The organism is Listeria sp. SHR_NRA_18, from assembly GCF_003856515.1.
GTDB classification, from domain to species: domain Bacteria; phylum Bacillota; class Bacilli; order Lactobacillales; family Listeriaceae; genus Listeria_A; species Listeria_A newyorkensis.
This window is the reverse complement of record NZ_QPKR01000001.1, coordinates 233742-251485: the sequence shown is the minus strand read 5'-3', so window position 1 is coordinate 251485 and position 17744 is coordinate 233742. Positions and strand designations below refer to the sequence as shown.

The window sequence follows — 17744 nt, the reverse complement described above, 5'->3', positions numbered from 1 at the left end:
TTTTTCACATGATGGTAGCACTGATTTTATTTTCTGGATTCTTCTTATTTCTATGTCTAGTCGCGCTGATTGTTGGTATTATTCTGCTTGTAGTTAGGAAAAACAAGATGCCTGGAGCAATTATGACTTCCTCTGCGACTTTTCTTGGGATTATTTTTTGTGGGGTTTTTGCCATGAGCCTTATTTTTAGTGGGGGTTACTCTCATGACATAATGATGGGCGACCGTTCGATGATGTACGATGATTTGATGGATGGCTCAAACTATGATGATACGGGCGGCGAGGACGATCCGTATGATGACTCCGAGGAATATTATGATGAGGATTACGATTATTTTTCAGATGAATATACCGAGTACAAAGTTGGGCAAGTGGCTGAGATAGAGGATAATGTGTTTGTCAACGTCACAAAAATCGAGAAATGGGCCGGCGACAAAGAATTCCATAGTCCGATGGCTGGTTATTACGTAAAAGCAACCGTGACGATTGAGAATAAAGATGTTCGTTCGACGACATATTACGCCGATGATTTCTTGATTTATGATAAGGATGGACTCGAGGGTGATAACGCGTATAAAGAGGATTGGCGCGTCGTTGTGAAACCTGGAACCAAAGTGACGAAGGAGATTTATTTCGATGTTTATGGAGATGGGCCGTTTCACATTGCGTGTTATGACGCGTCGTGGAGTGGCAGTATAAAATAAGGTTGCACCATACGAAAAAACAGAACGGACTTTTTTGGAGTCGGTTCTGTTTTTTGTTTCTTAATATTCGTCGTGATCAAAGCCGTAATCGTTCAAGAAATGTTCCTTATCACGCCAACCTTTTTGCACTTTTACCCAAATTTCTAAGTACACTTTCGAGCCTAGCAAAAGTTCGATTTCCTTACGTGCGCGCATGCCGATTTGTTTCAGCATTTGCCCTTGTTTCCCAATCAAAATCCCTTTTTGCGTGCTGCGTTCCACAATAATCTGCGCCATAATGTGCAGTTTGTGCGTCTCGGGATTTACTTCGATCCCCTCAATAACAACCGCAACGGAATGTGGTACTTCTTCATGCGTAAACTTCAATACCTGCTCGCGAATCAACTCAGAAATGATGAATCGCTCTGGGTGATCCGTCACTTGATCGGCAGGATAATACATTGGGCCTTCCACTAAATGTTTCGTCGTTTCTTCAAGCAGCGTCCCCAAGTTATTCCCTTGCAATGCCGAAATCGGAATAATCTCCTCAAAATCAAGCATTTCACTATATTTAGCAATTAAATCCAGCAAAACTTCTGGCTCTACTAAGTCAATTTTATTAATCAGCAGGAAAATCGGCGTTTCCTCTACTCTTTTCAGCTTTTCAATAATGAACTCGTCCCCGCGACCGTAACCCGCATCAGCGTCAATCACGAAGAAGATCATGTCGACTTCCCGGAACGTGTTGAGCGCTACTTTCACCATGAAGTCGCCAAGTTTATGTTTCGGTTTGTGAATACCCGGCGTATCGATAAACACGACTTGCGCATCATTTGTTGTATACACACCTTGGATTTTATTACGCGTTGTTTGGGCTTTATCACTCATGATTGCGATTTTTTGCCCAATAATTTGGTTCAATAAAGTCGATTTACCTACATTTGGACGGCCGACAATCGCCACAAAACCTGATTTGAAAACGTCACTCATTTTTTAAGATCCCCCGGTGTAAAGGCGCCTGGCAGTAGTTCCCCAACGGTTACTTCCACAGTATCACCTTTCATATTTGTTAAAACTACTGGCATTTCTGGTGCGCAGAATTCGCTAATCACTTGACGACACGCGCCACATGGAGCCACTGGACCTTCTGTATCTGCCACAATCACTAATTTTTTGAAATCATGTTTGCCTTCTGAAACTGCTTTAAAAATCGCCGTTCTTTCCGCGCAATTCGTCAAGCCATAAGAAGCATTCTCGATGTTGCAGCCTAGCACGACTTCATCTTCCGTTGTCACCAAAGCCGCGCCAACTTTAAATTTAGAATACGGCACATACGCATTTTCACGCGCTTGTTTTGCCAGATCAATTAAATTATTTTCTTTCATCCTAAAAAACTCCTTTTAAAATAATTTTGGTATAAAAATAAAGAGTCCAATAACCGCCGAACAAATCGAAGCTAGTAAAACCGCTCCTGCTGCGACGTCTTTCGCTTTTTTTGCATAGGGATGGAAGTCTTCTGTTGCCACATCCACTGCGCGTTCTATCGCCGTATTAATCATTTCAAATGTCAATACGTTGAAAATCGAGAAAATCAGAAATAGCCACTCGATCTTTGTTACTTTGAAAAAAACACCACAAATAATCACAATCATCCCAGCAGTAATATGGACACGCATATGGCGTTCTTCTAAAATCGCTGTTTTAACACCTGTAACGGCATGAATAAATGATTTCCTGAAACGTCGGTTGCTCGTGACTTTTACTTTATCTTTCGAGTCCATACGCATTCAACACTTCTCTTTGTAATGAAAACATCACGTCTTCATCCTCTGGTTCCATGTGATCGTATCCTAGGAGGTGTAGAAGCCCATGTAACGCCAAGAAACCTAATTCGCGATCGAATCCATGCCCGTACTCGTCCGCTTGTTCTAACGCCCGCTCCGTGGAAATAATGATATCTCCCAAAATACGCGGCGCCTCCATATCCTCATCCCATGCAATCTTCGTCTCGCCATCACCCATTTCCTCCAGCGCAAACGAAATCACATCGGTCGGTTGGTCTTTATCACGATAATCACGATTAATCTCTTGAATCCGCGCATTATCAACGAAAGTCACAACCAATTCACTGTCTTCTTGAATCTCAAGCCGTTTCGCCGCAAATTGTAGCAGACCCTCGACCAAGTCTAGCGCATCAGGCTCCAATTCTTCGGTTTCGTCTATTAAATCAAGCTCTAAAGTCATCGTCTTCCTCCTTACTTATCATCAGGATACTGAATCCGTTGATGATAAATTCCATTGAGCGTCGAACATAATGTGGACCGAACGACCTCTATCTCTTGAAACGTAATATCACATGCCACAAATTGCTTATCCTGCATTCTATCATCAATAATGCCGTCCACAATCGCCTTAATTTTTTCCTTTGTTGGCGCCTCGCATGAACGAACAGCAGCCTCCACGCTATCCGAGACATTAATAATCGCAATTTCTTTCGTCTGCGGTTTTGGCCCAGGGTAACGGAAATCGGCCTCTGCCACATCCGGATTTGCCTCTTTTGCCTTGTAATAAAAATACTTCACAAGCGTTGTCCCATGATGTTGTAGCGCAATATCAATAATCGGCTGCGGAAAATGATTATCTCGCAAAATCGCCGCGCCATCCGTCGTATGCGCGATAATAATATCACGACTCTGCTCCGGCGTCAGTCGGTCATGCGGATTAATCCCATGCAATTGATTCTCCACAAAATACGGCGGTCGAATCGTCTTACCAATATCATGATAAAAACACCCAACACGAACGAGCAAACTATTACCACCAATCGCATCCGTACAAGCCTCCGCGAGATTCGCCACCATCAAACTATGGTGATATGTTCCTGGCGCTTTCATCATAATTTTTTTCAATAATGGATGGTTCGGATTCGCAAGTTCCACCAAACGGCTCGTCGTAAGTATCCCGAACACCGTCTCAAACAGCGGAATCACGCCAATGCCAAGCACAAATGATCCAATACCGCCTAGGAAAGCATAGCCAACTGGTATCCAAAATGCAAGCGTGAGCAGTCCCGTATTACTAATTAATAAAAGCAAGAAAACAAAAGCCATGTTCGCCAGTCCAACCACAAAACCCGACAGTAAAATAGCAGAACGGCGACTGTAATCCCTTAAAACGACAATGCTCGCCAGTCCACTAAGTAAGATAAAGGTCGAAACCGTCACATTCACCGCAGCCGTCGCGTCACTTTGGAAAACAAAGAAACTCGTCACCGATGTAAAAATCGTCATCATAAAAGCGAACTTCTCATTGAGCAGAATCTTGATAATCATCGGGCCAAATGCGGCTGGGAACAAGAACGAAATATTGCTAATATCCACGCCTTCCAAAAAGCGAATAATCATCAACATCAGCAATATCGCAATATACACAGATGAAAACACGAGCACATATTGATTTTTCCGCTCTTTATCTAGATTTTTCTGCTTGTTCGTAAAGAAATAAAGCATCACACCGAGCGATAGCAACAACAGCCCAAATCCAGCATACTGTTTAATCGGCATTTTCTGATCCAATAAATGCAACAATGCCAGCTGACGGTAAATTTCCCGATCGATAATCTGACCTTCCTGCACAATAACCTGTCCTTGCAAAATTTTAACCGGAATCACGTTTGCCGCGGCTTCTTTGCGTCGATCTTCCGTCTGAGCCGCATTGTAGACCTCATTAGGCACAATCGCGTAAGATAGAATCGCTTTAGCAACCCCTTTATAACTCGTTGGCAAATTAGACAACTCAATCGTATCGCGCGCGCTAACCTTCACATCTGTCAAATTATCTCTGCGCACACTTTGTTCCATCGCCACATCAAGCGCATTAACGACTTCCTTTTCTACCGTTTGCAGATCTTTTGCATTCATTTGGAGCAGCGTCGTCAGCATCGCGGCATTGACGCCGTCCGTAATATTCTCCGATACATCTTTTGACAACTTACCTTTCAAAGAAGCCAATTTCTGATCAAGCGTCGTCATTTTATCATTTTTAGCATCATTTAATGCCGCTTCTCGATTCACTTCCGTCACATACGCGAACAGTGAACTAACAAGCGATTCCCGGTTCTGCGCCGTCTCTCGATTAAATACGAAAACATCCTCGACATCAGCCTTAGCTTTCGCCTGCTCTTCCGCCGTTTTTTGCGTATCCTCAATCGTTTGCGGCGAACGAATCGTTTTTTGAGCCACTTCGAACAATTTCACATTATATGATTCTGGCTTCACCATTTGACAAATAAGCACGAAGGCAACAATGAATAAGACGATTAAGATGACTGGCGTTACGTATCTTTTTCCCGTTTTATAATACCAATCCGTCCATTTTTTCGTAGGCTTCATATGTACCCCCATTTCGTTTGCGTTCTTCTTATTTCAACTTACCTTCATAGGCTTTAATAATTTCAGCAACAAGCGGATGACGTACCACATCAAAATGCTCAAAATACACAAAACCGATATTTTTCACGTCTCGCAAAACTGTTTCGGCATTCACAAGCCCGCTCGTAGCCCCTTTAGGCAAATCAATTTGCGTCGTATCCCCATTCACGATCATCTTGGATTCAAAACCAAGACGCGTTAAAAACATCTTCATCTGCGCAACCGTCGTGTTCTGCGCCTCATCCAGAATAACAAACGCGTTATCCAGCGTCCGTCCGCGCATATAAGCTAGGGGCGCAATCTCAATCACACCGCGATCCATCAAGCGTGTCGTATGCTCCACACCAAAAATATCATACAAAGCATCGTACACCGGCCGTAAATAAGGATCTACCTTCTCCTTCAAATCACCCGGCAAGAAACCAAGACTTTCCCCAGCCTCCACAGCAGGACGCGTCAAAATAATCTTGTTCACAGTTCCTTTTTTCCAAGCCGCAACTGCTTTCACGACAGCAAGATACGTTTTCCCAGTTCCAGCAGGTCCGATTCCAAAAACAACATCATATTTATCAATCGTACGCACATATTTGCGCTGTCCAAACGTTTTAGGGCGAATCATTTTACCCTTCGCATTCACCGTAATTTCTTCATCATAGAGACTAGCAAAGTACTCCACAGTCCCGTTCTGTTCCATTTTTATCGCTTGGGTAACATCCCGTTCATCCACATGAATATCTTTTAAAATGACACTGATTAGCGCTTCCAAAACCGCCGCCCCGTGTGCCTCGTTTATCTCTGTCCCTTGTAGCGTTATCGATTCCCCGCGAGTGATAATCTGCAATTCGAACGCGTCTTCAATTAAAGTAATATGTGCATCGTTATTCCCAAACAGTTCCCTAGCATCAAAACCTTCCGCTAAGTCCATTTTTATATTCTCATGATCTGTTGGCATCCAAATAACCCCTTCACTCTAAAATTAACTTCGTGTGTCTACATTATACACGAAAGCGCAGGATTTTGGTACTATTCGGCGTGCCTATGTATCGAGGTCGATTCAGTCACATCAATTCCATCAAAAAAAGAGCCAGCGAACTGACTCTTTTGATTTTGTTTATGAAAGATATTGTTTCACGAATTTGTTAACTACATTTCCGTCTGTTTTACCTTTTAACTTCGGCATGACAGCGGCCATCACCTTACCAAAATCGGCTTGGGATGTTGCACCAACTTCATCGATCGTAACTTTTACAATTTCAGCGACTTCTTCCTCGGAAAGTTGCTTCGGCAAATAGCTTTGCACGATTACCATCTCATCTTCTAGCTTCTCAACAAGGTCAGCTCGATCTGCCTTCTGGAATTCAGCTAAAGAATCACGACGCTGCTTCATTTCACGGGAAAGAATGGTAATTTCGTCTTCGGGAGATATATCATCTGTACCTAGACGAATGGCTTCATTTTGCAAAGCCGCTTTCAACATGCGGATAACGGAAAGTTTTTCTTTCTCTTTCGCGCGCATCGCTTGTTTCATATCCTCATTCAGTTGGTCAAGGAGACTCATGCTTGATTTCGTCCCTTCGATTAGAATTTGCGTTTTCTTGCTGCTTCTGATTTCTTTTTACGTTTTACGCTTGGTTTTTCATAAAATTCGCGCTTTCTAACTTCTTGCATTGTACCTGTTTTGGAAACAGTACGTTTAAAGCGACGAAGAGCATCTTCAAGCGATTCGTTTTTACGAACTACTGTTTTTGACATCTCTCTTTCCCTCCCTCCGACACTTAAATGGACAAGGATGCCCTAAGCTATTTGGAAACCTCGCACAAGATTAGCCTGTGAATGATTCCAAAGTAATGCACATACTATTTGCATTCACTCACTAAAAATTATAAACTAATCCGCTGGGCGAGTCAACATGAAATCGCTAACTTTCGCTAATTTATTTTCAGAACAGTCGGCGATTTATTCTCCTATACCCATTTCAAGAAAGTTCAAACGCATAAGAAGCCGCTGCTAAAAAATAAAATGGCGCTGTTTCTGTACGCAAAATTCGCGGCCCCAGCCCCACTTTGAGCGCTTTATTCGCTTCCAACTTATCAATCTCTTCCGTCGAAAAACCACCCTCTGGTCCAAATATAGCAAGCACGGATTCGCCTGGTTTCATCTGGTTAAAAACTGTGGCTAACGCAGCCGTTTCACCCTCTTTGGCACTCTCTTCATAGGCAACCACGATATAATCATAATCGGGAAGCGACTGAATTAAGGCTTGGAAAGATTCTAAATGCCGAAATTTCGGAACAAAGCTACGATGTGATTGCTCCGCTGCTTCCAAAGCGATCTTATCTAAACGCTCCACTTTTTTCTTCGCTTTTTTGCTATCCCATTTGGAAATGGAACGTTTCGCCGGAAAGGACAAGAACTGTTTCGCGCCGAGTTCCGTCCCTTTTTGGGTAATCAGCTCTAGTTTATCCCCTTTTGGCAAGCCGCTAGCAATCGTGATGTCAATAGGAAGCTCTGTAGACTCGCTCTTCCACGATAAAACCGTTAAGCGTACAAAGTCTTCTCCCAGCTCGCTAATCCCAGCAATCGCCGTACGCTCGTCTGGTGTGACTAGGTAAATTTGATCATCCAGCTTCATCCGCATCACGCGCACGATATGATGAAAATTATCACCCGTTATAATCGCCGTTTCATCCTTGATTTCCTCAATAAAATATCGCTGCATCCTTCTTATTCACCTCGCTTGGCGTAAATAGCTACCCAATCCGTTATTTGTTCCACATGATACACCGTCAAACCCGCTTCAATCAACGCCTCTTTCACGATTTCATGCTTTGGCTCAATAATTCCTGACGCGATAAAAATACCGTTCGGCTTCAATGTCGCATGCACATCTTTCGGGAACATCAGAATCACTTCCGCTAAAATGTTCGCCACAATGACATCCGCTTTTTGATCGATGCCTTTTAATAAATCATTTTGCTGAATCGTTACGATATTCTCACAATGATTTTGCGCGATGTTTTCCCGAGCCGCACGAACCGCTACTTCATCCAAGTCCGTTGCCAAGACACTTTTCGCGCCTAGTTTCGCGCTCGCAATACTTAGCACGCCTGAACCCGTCCCAACATCGATAACTTCGTCGCCAGGTTTCACGATTTTTTCAAGCGCCTGCACACACAATTGCGTTGTCGGATGTGTTCCCGTACCGAATGCCATGCCTGGATCTAGTTCGATAATCATTTCATCCTCATTTTCCGGCGTGTAGTCCTCCCATGTCGGCACAACCGTAATCCGATCCGTGATTTTGACTGGATGGTAGTATTTCTTCCAAGCCGTCGCCCACTCCTCGTCATTCACCTCATTGACCTGAAAAGTTAAATCACCAAGTGGAATATCAAACTGCACCAAACCACGAATTCGCGCCTCAATCGCCGGCACCATCTTCAAAAAGTCATCCGTCGTTAAAAAGTAGGCCTTAATAATCACGCCTTCCGCTGGATAATCCGCCGCCTGCAGATCATAAATTTCACCGAAACGATCCTCATGTTCGCGCGTCAAATCGGCGGAATCCTCAATCGAAACCCCGCTTGCTCCCGAATCGTTCAGAGCATATGTAATCGGCTCTACCGCCTCATTTACAGAATGAATCTCAATCTCTGACCATTTCATTTTCTCAACCTCATTTCAGAAAAGAAGGCCCAGTATGACTAGAATCGCAATACCTGAGCCTTTTTTCATTATTTATCCTTTGAATGCTCGTTTCATTTTATCGAAAAAGCCTTCGCTGTTTTCATCGACTTTATCGCCGGTTGTTGTCGCGAATTCACGCAAAATATCTTTTTGTTTCTCGTCCAGTTTTTTCGGAACGATGATTTTAACGACAACGTGTTGATCTCCTGTTCCATTACCACGAAGATGCGGAACCCCTTTGTTGCGTAAGCGGAAAGTCGTGCCCGTTTGTGTACCAGCAGGGATTTTCAAACGAATTTTGCCGTGAACGGTTGGAACATCGATTTCGTCGCCAAGTGCTGCTTGAACGAATGTCAGCGGAACTTCAACGTAAATATCAGTGCCTTCGCGTTCAAAGAATTCATCATGAGCAACGGAGAACACAACATATAAATCGCCGTTTGGTCCGCCATTCACGCCACCTTCCCCTTCACCAGCGACGCGCATTTGTTGCCCATCATCGACACCAGCAGGTACTTTCAACTTGATTTTTTTCGTTTTTGTGATGCGACCTGAACCATGACACGTGTCACATTTTTCCTTAATTTCTTTCCCAGTGCCGTTACAATATTGGCACGTACGCTTGTTTACAATCCGACCGAACGGCGTATTTTGCTCGACGTTAACCGAACCTTTACCACCACAATGCGAACATTTTTCAGGATGCGTTCCTGGTTTAGCGCCGCTTCCATCACACGTGTCACAGCTTTCTTCACGCGGAATCTCAATCTCAGCCTCTTTACCAAAAATCGCTTCTTTGAACTTCAAATGCATTCTATATTGCAAATCATTACCTTGACGCGGTGCATTCGGGTCTTGACGAGACGAACCGCCACCACCAAAGAAAGTATCGAAAATATCTTCAAATCCACCGAAACCTTGGCCGCCAAAACCGCCTCCACCGTACGAACCGCCACCGCCAAAACCTTGGTTAGGATCAACATGTCCATATTGGTCATATTGCGCACGTTTTGATTCATCACTTAGAATTTCGTATGCTTCGGATATTTCTTTAAATTTCTCATCAGCGCCAGCCTCTTTGTTAATATCCGGGTGATATTGCTTAGATAGTTTACGATAAGCTTTTTTTATCTCATCTGCCGAGGCGCCTTTGGAAACGCCAAGCACTTCATAATAATCACGTTTTGCCATTTTTTGCGTCTCACTCCTTGTTCTCTCGTATTTCTCTTAACGTATTGTAACACATGTTTTAGCGAAGTAAAACCATGATTTCTTTCAAAAACCGAGAAAAAGCCAAAGCCAGTTAGACTTTGACTCCCTTCCCGCAAATAAATCCTTATTTTCAGCGTGTCGACAAATGCTTAGACCCTAGGCAAAGTTGAGCACTGGAGCGGAGCATACTTGGGTATGTGAGCACCGGCGCGCAGGCTTTAACGACGGAGATGAGCGTTTGTCGACACGCTGTCCTTATTTTTTCTCTTGATCGTCATCGTTTACTTCTTCAAACTCAGCATCTACAACATCGTCGTTCGCTGCGCCGCCTTCAGGGTTTTCACCTTGTGCTGCTTGTTGTTCTGCCGCTGCTTGCTCGTACAATTTCACGGAAAGAGCTTGAACAATTTCGTTTAACGCGTCTGTTTTTTCTTTGATTGCGTCAAAGTCTTCACCTTTAAGCGCTTCTGACAACTCATCACGAGCTGCTTCTGCTTTTTTCACTTCTTCTTCGTCTACTTTGCCTTCTAGTTCTTTCAACGTTTTATCAACAGTGAATACTAATTGATCGGCATTGTTGCGAAGTTCTGCGTTTTCTTTGTTTTTCTTATCTTCTTCCGCATTTAATTCTGCGTCTTTCACCATTTTTTCAATCTCTTCGTCTGTTAAACCTGAAGAAGATTTGATTACGATGTTTTGTTCTTTACCAGTTCCAAGATCTTTCGCGCGAACCGTTACGATACCATTTTTATCGATATCAAAAGAAACTTCGATTTGCGGAATACCGCGTGGTGCTGGTGGTAAATCTGTTAATTGGAAACGGCCAAGCGTTTTGTTATCTTTCGACATTGGGCGCTCACCTTGCAATACGTGGATGTCCACTGCTGGTTGATTGTCAGCCGCTGTCGAGAATGTTTGTGATTTCGATGTTGGAATCGTTGTGTTACGCTCGATAAGCGGAGTCATTACGCCACCCATTGTTTCGATACCTAGAGAAAGTGGTGTTACGTCTAAAAGTACTACGTCTTTCACGTCACCAGTGATGACGCCACCTTGAATCGCAGCACCCATCGCTACAACTTCATCCGGGTTCACACCTTTATGTGGCTCTTTACCTAATTCTTTTTTAATTGCTTCTTGTACAGCTGGGATACGAGTTGACCCACCAACCAAGATAACTTCATCGATATCTTTAGCCGAAAGTCCAGCATCTTTCAACGCTTGACGAGTTGGAGCAATCGTACGGTCCACTAAATCATGCGTTAATTCATCAAATTTAGCACGAGTAAGCGTTACTTCTAAGTGAAGTGGGCCAGCTTCTCCAGCTGTGATAAATGGTAGCGAAATTTGCGTGCTAGTCACACCAGAAAGATCTTTTTTCGCTTTTTCAGCAGCGTCTTTCAAACGTTGTAACGCCATTTTATCTTGAGAAAGGTCGATACCGTTGTCGCGTTTAAATTCAGCAACTAGGAAATCAATAATTTTTTGGTCAAAGTCGTCTCCACCTAGCAAGTTATCGCCGGCTGTTGAGTGAACTTCGAATACGCCATCGCCAAGTTCTAGAATAGATACGTCAAAAGTACCGCCACCTAAGTCAAAAACAAGGATCGTTTGGTCTTTGTCAATTTTGTCCATACCGTAAGCAAGTGCTGCTGCAGTAGGCTCATTGATAATACGTTCTACTTCAAGGCCTGCAATTTTACCAGCGTCTTTTGTTGCTTGACGTTGTGCATCGTTGAAATAAGCTGGTACTGTAATAACCGCTTTATCTACTTTTTCACCAAGGTAATCTTCTGCGTAACCTTTCAAATATTGCAAGATGATTGCGCTGATTTCTTGTGGTGAATAGTCCTTACCTTCTACTGTTTCTTTGTAATCCGTACCCATGTGGCGTTTGATTGATGCTACCGTATTTGGATTTGTAATCGCTGCACGTTTCGCAACTTCCCCAACTTGACGTTCGCCGTTTTTAAAGCCGACAACAGATGGTGTTGTACGCGCGCCCTCTGGATTTGGAATGATTTTTGCTTCTCCGCCTTCTAATACTGCCACTGCAGAGTTTGTAGTTCCTAAGTCAATACCGATAATTTTACTCATAATTTCATTTCCTCCTATTATTACCGATCACATGCACGCGACCGGATTCTTGTTTTATTGGTTTACTTTTACCATTGATGGACGGATAACGCGGTCTTTCAACTTGTATCCTTTTTGCAATTCCATCGTGATTTCGTTGCTTTCTTTCGAGTCATCGCTATCTTGCATCACCGCTTGATGGAAGTTCGGATCGAATTGCTCACCGAGTGCCGGAATTGCTTCCACGCCTTCCTTTTCTAGCGCCGTCATGATTTGGCCATAAACCATTTTCATGCCCGTCAAAAGTGCTTCCATTTGTTCCGAGTCACTTTGCGTATCGAGTGCTTTCTGGAAACCATCAAGCGCCGGCAAAAGTTCCTCCGCAATGGTTTGCGAACGATATTTCTGAGTCGCCACACGCTCTGCCACATTGCGTTTTTTCACATTCTCAAAATCAGCTTGCAGGCGCAAATAACGATCCTCAGATGCTGCTAACTTTTCTTCTAACTCAAGCAAACGCTTCTCATTTTCTGTTAATTCCACTTCTACTTGTTCATTATGAGCTTCCATCTCTTCTTCCACGACGTTCAATTCTTCTGCCGCTTCTTTTTCGATTTCTTGCGCAACTTTTTCTTTTTTGTTTTTTTGTTCAGACACGTTTGTCACCTCTTCTATTTTTGATTATCATGATAAAGCTTTGTTAATACAGTTGTTAAATCCCGACTTACTAGATCAACCAAGCCCATCATGCGGTCGTATTCCATCCGTGTCGGGCCAAGGAGGACAATGCCTCCCACATGTTCATCGGCAATGCTGTACGTCGCAGTAATAATACTACAATCATCCATCAAATGGTTGTTAATCTCCGTACCAATTTTTACATGAAGGCCTTGAGGTATGTCAGAAAAAAGCTGGTAAACATCCTTTTCCTGATCCATCAACCGCAGCAACTCGCGAACTTTGGCAAAATCGTGAAATTCCGGCTGATTCAAAATGTTCGTTTTGCCACCAAAATACACTTTTTCCTTACTAACTTGTTGGAACGAATCCTTCAAAATCGAAAGCATTAACTCATGATTTACCACATTGCTACGCAGCAAATCCGACACTTCTGCTGGAATCATCGCATTCATTTGATCAATCGGAAGACCCACCAAACGCTCATTTAAAATGTTGACAACCCGCTCCATATCACTCGGCGTCATCGTTTCCGGAATCGTCACCACATGATTATCAATATGGCCTTGATCCGTAATCAGAATCAACATCGCCTGGTTTCTATTAATTGGTACAAAACGGAAACCACTCAACCGGTTCTGCTTCGAAGCCGGGCCAAGTAAAATCGATGTATAATTCGTCAAATCCGACAACATTAACGCGGACTTTTGAATAAGCTGCTCCATTTCAAAATACGTCTCCGAAAAGAGCGATTGAATGGACATAATATCCTGCTTCTTCAATTTCTGCGGTTCGAGTAAATAATCCACGTAGAAACGATACCCTTTCTCAGAAGGAATTCGTCCTGATGAAGAATGCGTTTTTTCGATAAATCCGTACTCTTCCAGAACGCTCATCTCATTGCGGATCGTCGCTGAGCTAAATGGTAAGTTGTTCTCCTTCAGCAAATTCTTAGATCCAACTGGTTGCACAGTCTCGATGAAATGGTCGATAATGGCACGAAAGATTAGCAATTGCCTCTCGGTTAACATATCTATCACCTCTTTTTAGCACTCGATACGTTTAAGTGCTAAATACAATTATAAATTTACCACTATGACCGTCTACTGTCAACAAAAAACACTCGATTTCAGACTAAAGTAGTAATTAGCCGAAATCCAGTGCTTCTATAAAAATTCTTGGAAAACATTATTCCCTAGAAAGCGACCACGCCTCGTTAGCCGAACACATTCTGGCGTAGATTCTAACCAGCCTTTTGCAATCGTTTTATCAATCGCCCGCGCAAAAGTCGTATCAAGCGCCTGACCGAATTTAGCCTGAAAATGCGCTTTATCCACGCCCGCTACTTTTCGCAATCCGAGAAACATTTCTTCTTCCATCTTTTCTTTCAATGTCAGCTCTTTTTGTTGGAAGGTTGGCAATTCGTTCTTTTCGAGCGGTTGCATGTATTTTTTTAGCGGACCATAATTCGCGTAACGCGTCTCACCCACGTACCCATGAGCCCCCGCACCAAAACCAAAATAATGCTCATTACTCCAATAAACGATATTATGCCTGCTTTCAAAACCAGGCTTAGCGAAATTACTAATCTCATATTGTTTACGCCCATGATTCTCCATAGTGGTCATCAGTTTCTCATACATATTAGCCTCAGCATCTTCACCAGGCAGCAGCAACTTCCCTTTTTGCATTAAATTATAGAAAATCGTCTTTGGCTCGATGATAAGCGAATACGCAGAGTAGTGCGGTAAATCCAGATCCAAGGCTTTCGTCAGCGTATCCTCAAAATTGGCCTCCGTCTGACCCGGCAAACTGAAAATAAGATCAATACTCACATTCTCAAAACCAACCTGTTTCGCATTATTCACCGATTGATACACATCATCCACCGTATGAATCCGACCAATTTTCTTCAACAAGTCATTGTTAAAACTCTGAACCCCCATGCTCAGGCGATTCACACCATGGTCTTTCATCACCTGCAACTTGCTGAGCGACAAGTCTCCTGGATTTGCTTCAAAACTAAATTCCGCATTCTCCGCAATCGGAAAAAGCCGCTGAACGGCCGAACAAAGTTTTGCCAACTGAGCTTCCGTCAATGTCGTCGGTGTTCCCCCACCTACAAAAACGGTTTCCACCGGCTCCATTGTGTGCTTCGCGGTTACCATTTCCATTTCTTTAATGAGCAAATCTACATACTCATCGACTGGCTGCCCTTCCAGAAAAACCTTATTAAAATCACAATAATAGCAAATATGTTCGCAAAATGGGATGTGAATATATATCGCAGTCATTCTTATACACTCATTTCCTTAAGGAGAAAAAGCGAGCTCCACCTGTCCGCAATGAACAAGCTAAAGTCGCTTTCCCCATCAATTCTTTATTTATCATCCATTTTCAAAATCGCCATGAATGCTTCTTGTGGCACATCTACTGAACCAATGGATTTCATACGTTTCTTACCTTCTTTTTGTTTCTCTAAAAGTTTCCGTTTCCGCGACACGTCCCCACCGTAACATTTGGCAAGTACGTTTTTGCGTAGCGCCTTAATCGTTGAACGCGCGACAATCTTCGTACTAATCGCCGCTTGAATTGGCACTTCAAACTGTTGTCTTGGAATCAATTCTTTTAGTTTTTCTACGATAATTTTGCCACGTTCATAAGAGAAGTCACGATGGACAATAAAGCTAAGCGCATCGACTTTCTCATTATTTAACACGATATCCATCTTCACAAGTTTCGACTCACGGTAACCAATCAACTCATAGTCAAACGAAGCATAACCCTTCGTACCCGATTTTAACTGATCAAAAAAGTCATAGACGATCTCTGAAAGTGGCATTTCATAAATAACGCTCACACGAATATCATCCAAGTACTCCATTGTCATAAAGTTCCCACGCTTATTTTGCGCAAGTTCCATAACAGCACCTACATAATCATTCGGCACCATAATCGTTGCTTTCACGTAAGGCTCCTCAACCGAATCAATAACCCCTTGTTCTGGCATTTCAGCCGGATTATCAACGACCACTTTAGAACCGTCTGTCAAGTTAACATGATAAATAACACTTGGCGCAGTCGTAATCAAGTCGATATTAAATTCCCGTTCGATACGTTCCTGAATAATTTCCATATGAAGCAAGCCAAGGAACCCACAACGGAAACCAAAACCAAGCGCTTGAGACGTCTCCGCTTCATATTGGAGCGCTGAATCATTTAATTCCAGTTTTTCCAGTGCATCACGTAAATCATTATATTTCGCTGAATCAATCGGATATAGACCGCAATAAACCATTGGATTTAATTTACGATATCCTGGCAAAGCTTCCGACGCGGGGTTATTTGCAAGCGTAATCGTATCCCCGACACTCGTATCACTTACATTTTTAATCGCGGCAGTTAAATAACCAACATCCCCAACCATCAATTGTTCTCTAGGCGTCGATTTCGGTGTAAACACACCTACTTCGGTCACTTCAAATTCTCGACCATTGGCCATCATACGAATCTTGTCTCCCGCCTTGACGGAACCTTCCATAATCCGAATGTTCGCAATAACACCACGATAGGCATCAAAAACGGAATCGAAAATAAGCGCTTTTAGCGGGGCGTCAATATCTCCCGTTGGCGCTGGAATCTTCGCAACCACCTGCTCTAAAATATCTTCAATCCCGATTCCAGATTTTGCAGAAGCAAGTACCGCATCCGATGCATCCAAGCCGATAACATCCTCAATCTCAGCACGAACACGCTCCGGTTCTGCTGCTGGAAGATCAATTTTATTAATAACAGGCATAATTTCCAAATCATTATCTAGCGCCAAATAAACATTAGCTAGCGTTTGTGCCTCAATTCCTTGCGCCGCATCCACAACTAGAATAGCACCTTCACAAGCAGCTAGACTACGCGAAACTTCATACGTGAAATCGACATGTCCCGGCGTATCAATCAAGTGAAAAATATATGTTTCGCCATCTTTGGCAGTATACGACAATTCCACAGCGTTCAATTTGATAGTAATACCACGCTCACGTTCCAAATCCATGGAATCCAGCAATTGCGCCTTCATTTCACGATGCGTCAGTGCATTCGTCATTTCGAGAATACGATCGGCAAGCGTTGATTTACCATGATCAATATGCGCTATTATCGAAAAATTTCTTATTTTCTTTTGTCTTTCTAGCATTTCTTCTTTCTTCATTTCTCCAGCTCCCGAATTCGAACTCATCTTATTAAAACGATGGCAAGCTAAGATAGATTATATCAGTAGAGCTCGCTATTTTCAATCACTTCCGACTTTTTTCGTGAAAAAATAAATAAATTAGTAAAGTAATATTGCAATATCCGCTGTGTTTAGGTATAATAACATTTGTTCTAGTGTAATTTTGAAGGGTATGGTATATATAAAAGATACTACCTCATAATTTTGGGCGGAGGTGAATGAAATGCCAAATATTAAATCAGCAATCAAACGTGTAAAAACAACTGAAACTCGCAATAGCCGTAACACATCTCAACGTACTGCAATGCGTACAGCTGTTAAAAAATTCGAACAAGCTGCAGAAAATAATGCAGACAACGCGAAAGAACTATATGTTGAAGCTAGTAAAAAATTAGACAGCGCGGTAAGCAAAGGTCTACTTCACAAAAACAATGCAGCACGCAATAAATCTCGCTTAGCTAAAAAATTAGCTAAATAATACGATTCTTAATCGCAGAAACATCGCACACCCGTGTGATGTTTTTTTGCATCCTTTTAGATAGATCTTACGCGTGGTAAATTGGCGGCAAGCGCTCGCATTGCTGGGACTGTTCGAAATAAAATGAGTTACAGTCCCAATATAAGCGTGAACGCAGTGAACGGTTAATCCTTCACCCAGTTCTACTTCGCAAAACAGCTCCGCTTCCGGCTTCCACCGCAAAAGATGAATACAAACGCTTTCGCTCAATTTGTGTTATACCTTATTCTGCGTCC

Annotated in this window: 18 protein-coding genes; 2 read left to right on the top strand and 16 right to left on the bottom strand. The window is 42.8% G+C overall.

Annotated features, from left to right (window positions below; all coding sequences use genetic code 11):
* Nucleotides 1–8: 8 nt before the first annotated feature.
* Nucleotides 9–704, top strand: a complete 696-nt coding sequence (locus tag DUK53_RS01320) for a DUF4352 domain-containing protein (RefSeq protein WP_036131263.1) — start codon at nucleotides 9–11, stop codon at nucleotides 702–704.
* A gap of 60 nt (nucleotides 705–764) precedes the next feature.
* Here the strand turns inward: DUK53_RS01320 and era are convergent, their stop codons facing one another.
* From era to lepA, 16 genes are all read right to left on the bottom strand, one after another.
* A complete protein-coding gene (era, locus tag DUK53_RS01315; RefSeq protein ID WP_036131265.1) occupies nucleotides 765–1673 on the bottom strand; it encodes a GTPase Era in 909 nt (302 codons plus the stop codon).
* A complete protein-coding gene (locus DUK53_RS01310; protein WP_036092543.1) occupies nucleotides 1670–2068 on the bottom strand; it encodes a cytidine deaminase in 399 nt (132 codons plus the stop codon). Before DUK53_RS01310 ends, era begins: the two co-directional genes overlap by 4 nt.
* Nucleotides 2069–2083: 15 nt before the next feature.
* Nucleotides 2084–2470 (bottom strand): diacylglycerol kinase family protein, encoded by a 387-nt coding sequence (locus DUK53_RS01305; protein WP_036092541.1) that lies wholly within the window; start codon nucleotides 2468–2470, stop codon nucleotides 2084–2086.
* On the bottom strand, nucleotides 2448–2927 hold the full coding sequence (gene ybeY / locus DUK53_RS01300; RefSeq protein ID WP_036092538.1) for an rRNA maturation RNase YbeY: 480 nt from the start codon (nucleotides 2925–2927) through the stop codon (nucleotides 2448–2450). Before ybeY ends, DUK53_RS01305 begins: the two co-directional genes overlap by 23 nt.
* Nucleotides 2928–2938: 11 nt before the next feature.
* The gene (locus DUK53_RS01295) at nucleotides 2939–5074 is read right to left on the bottom strand and encodes an HD family phosphohydrolase (protein ID WP_036131268.1); all 2136 of its coding nucleotides are present in this window, start codon (nucleotides 5072–5074) and stop codon (nucleotides 2939–2941) included.
* Nucleotides 5075–5102: 28 nt separating this feature from the next.
* Nucleotides 5103–6038 carry a PhoH family protein gene (locus DUK53_RS01290; RefSeq protein WP_373862710.1) on the bottom strand — a complete coding sequence of 312 codons (936 nt, stop codon included), beginning with the start codon at nucleotides 6036–6038 and terminating at the stop codon, nucleotides 5103–5105.
* A gap of 186 nt (nucleotides 6039–6224) precedes the next feature.
* Nucleotides 6225–6671, bottom strand: a complete 447-nt coding sequence (locus DUK53_RS01285) for a GatB/YqeY domain-containing protein (protein ID WP_036092531.1) — start codon at nucleotides 6669–6671, stop codon at nucleotides 6225–6227.
* 20 nt (nucleotides 6672–6691) lie between these two features.
* Nucleotides 6692–6865 carry a 30S ribosomal protein S21 gene (rpsU, locus tag DUK53_RS01280; protein WP_036061859.1) on the bottom strand — a complete coding sequence of 58 codons (174 nt, stop codon included), beginning with the start codon at nucleotides 6863–6865 and terminating at the stop codon, nucleotides 6692–6694.
* 223 nt (nucleotides 6866–7088) lie between these two features.
* Complete coding sequence (locus DUK53_RS01275; RefSeq protein WP_036092530.1) at nucleotides 7089–7832, bottom strand: 16S rRNA (uracil(1498)-N(3))-methyltransferase; 744 nt, start codon at nucleotides 7830–7832, stop codon at nucleotides 7089–7091.
* Between the two features lie 5 nt (nucleotides 7833–7837).
* Nucleotides 7838–8779: a 50S ribosomal protein L11 methyltransferase gene (gene prmA, locus DUK53_RS01270; protein WP_036092528.1), complete on the bottom strand. Its 942-nt coding sequence runs from the start codon at nucleotides 8777–8779 to the stop codon at nucleotides 7838–7840.
* 72 nt (nucleotides 8780–8851) lie between these two features.
* Entirely contained in the window at nucleotides 8852–9991 is a 1140-nt protein-coding gene (gene dnaJ / locus DUK53_RS01265; RefSeq protein WP_036092526.1) for a molecular chaperone DnaJ, read from the bottom strand.
* Between the two features lie 276 nt (nucleotides 9992–10267).
* A complete protein-coding gene (dnaK, locus tag DUK53_RS01260; RefSeq protein ID WP_036092525.1) occupies nucleotides 10268–12109 on the bottom strand; it encodes a molecular chaperone DnaK in 1842 nt (613 codons plus the stop codon).
* A gap of 54 nt (nucleotides 12110–12163) precedes the next feature.
* Nucleotides 12164–12745, bottom strand: a complete 582-nt coding sequence (gene grpE, locus DUK53_RS01255) for a nucleotide exchange factor GrpE (protein WP_036092523.1) — start codon at nucleotides 12743–12745, stop codon at nucleotides 12164–12166.
* Nucleotides 12746–12759: 14 nt separating this feature from the next.
* Complete coding sequence (gene hrcA / locus DUK53_RS01250) at nucleotides 12760–13797, bottom strand: heat-inducible transcriptional repressor HrcA (RefSeq protein WP_036092520.1); 1038 nt, start codon at nucleotides 13795–13797, stop codon at nucleotides 12760–12762.
* 135 nt (nucleotides 13798–13932) lie between these two features.
* Nucleotides 13933–15060 carry a radical SAM family heme chaperone HemW gene (gene hemW / locus DUK53_RS01245; protein ID WP_036092519.1) on the bottom strand — a complete coding sequence of 376 codons (1128 nt, stop codon included), beginning with the start codon at nucleotides 15058–15060 and terminating at the stop codon, nucleotides 13933–13935.
* Between the two features lie 86 nt (nucleotides 15061–15146).
* Entirely contained in the window at nucleotides 15147–16970 is a 1824-nt protein-coding gene (lepA, locus tag DUK53_RS01240; protein WP_036092518.1) for a translation elongation factor 4, read from the bottom strand.
* Between the two features lie 244 nt (nucleotides 16971–17214).
* Between lepA and rpsT the strand changes: the two genes are divergently transcribed.
* A complete protein-coding gene (rpsT, locus tag DUK53_RS01235; protein WP_036092517.1) occupies nucleotides 17215–17469 on the top strand; it encodes a 30S ribosomal protein S20 in 255 nt (84 codons plus the stop codon).
* The last annotated feature ends 275 nt before the right edge of the window (nucleotides 17470–17744 follow it).

Coding starts and splice junctions, on each gene's coding strand:
- DUK53_RS01320 (WP_036131263.1), top strand. CDS start 9: ATGATGGTAGCACTGATTTTATTTTCTGGATTCTTCTTATTTCTATGT.
- era (WP_036131265.1), bottom strand. CDS start 1,673: ATGAGTGACGTTTTCAAATCAGGTTTTGTGGCGATTGTCGGCCGTCCA.
- DUK53_RS01310 (WP_036092543.1), bottom strand. CDS start 2,068: ATGAAAGAAAATAATTTAATTGATCTGGCAAAACAAGCGCGTGAAAAT.
- DUK53_RS01305 (WP_036092541.1), bottom strand. CDS start 2,470: ATGCGTATGGACTCGAAAGATAAAGTAAAAGTCACGAGCAACCGACGT.
- ybeY (WP_036092538.1), bottom strand. CDS start 2,927: ATGACTTTAGAGCTTGATTTAATAGACGAAACCGAAGAATTGGAGCCT.
- DUK53_RS01295 (WP_036131268.1), bottom strand. CDS start 5,074: ATGAAGCCTACGAAAAAATGGACGGATTGGTATTATAAAACGGGAAAA.
- DUK53_RS01290 (WP_373862710.1), bottom strand. CDS start 6,038: ATGGACTTAGCGGAAGGTTTTGATGCTAGGGAACTGTTTGGGAATAAC.
- DUK53_RS01285 (WP_036092531.1), bottom strand. CDS start 6,671: ATGAGTCTCCTTGACCAACTGAATGAGGATATGAAACAAGCGATGCGC.
- rpsU (WP_036061859.1), bottom strand. CDS start 6,865: ATGTCAAAAACAGTAGTTCGTAAAAACGAATCGCTTGAAGATGCTCTT.
- DUK53_RS01275 (WP_036092530.1), bottom strand. CDS start 7,832: ATGCAGCGATATTTTATTGAGGAAATCAAGGATGAAACGGCGATTATA.
- prmA (WP_036092528.1), bottom strand. CDS start 8,779: ATGAAATGGTCAGAGATTGAGATTCATTCTGTAAATGAGGCGGTAGAG.
- dnaJ (WP_036092526.1), bottom strand. CDS start 9,991: ATGGCAAAACGTGATTATTATGAAGTGCTTGGCGTTTCCAAAGGCGCC.
- dnaK (WP_036092525.1), bottom strand. CDS start 12,109: ATGAGTAAAATTATCGGTATTGACTTAGGAACTACAAACTCTGCAGTG.
- hrcA (WP_036092520.1), bottom strand. CDS start 13,797: ATGTTAACCGAGAGGCAATTGCTAATCTTTCGTGCCATTATCGACCAT.
- hemW (WP_036092519.1), bottom strand. CDS start 15,060: ATGACTGCGATATATATTCACATCCCATTTTGCGAACATATTTGCTAT.
- lepA (WP_036092518.1), bottom strand. CDS start 16,970: ATGAAGAAAGAAGAAATGCTAGAAAGACAAAAGAAAATAAGAAATTTT.
- rpsT (WP_036092517.1), top strand. CDS start 17,215: ATGCCAAATATTAAATCAGCAATCAAACGTGTAAAAACAACTGAAACT.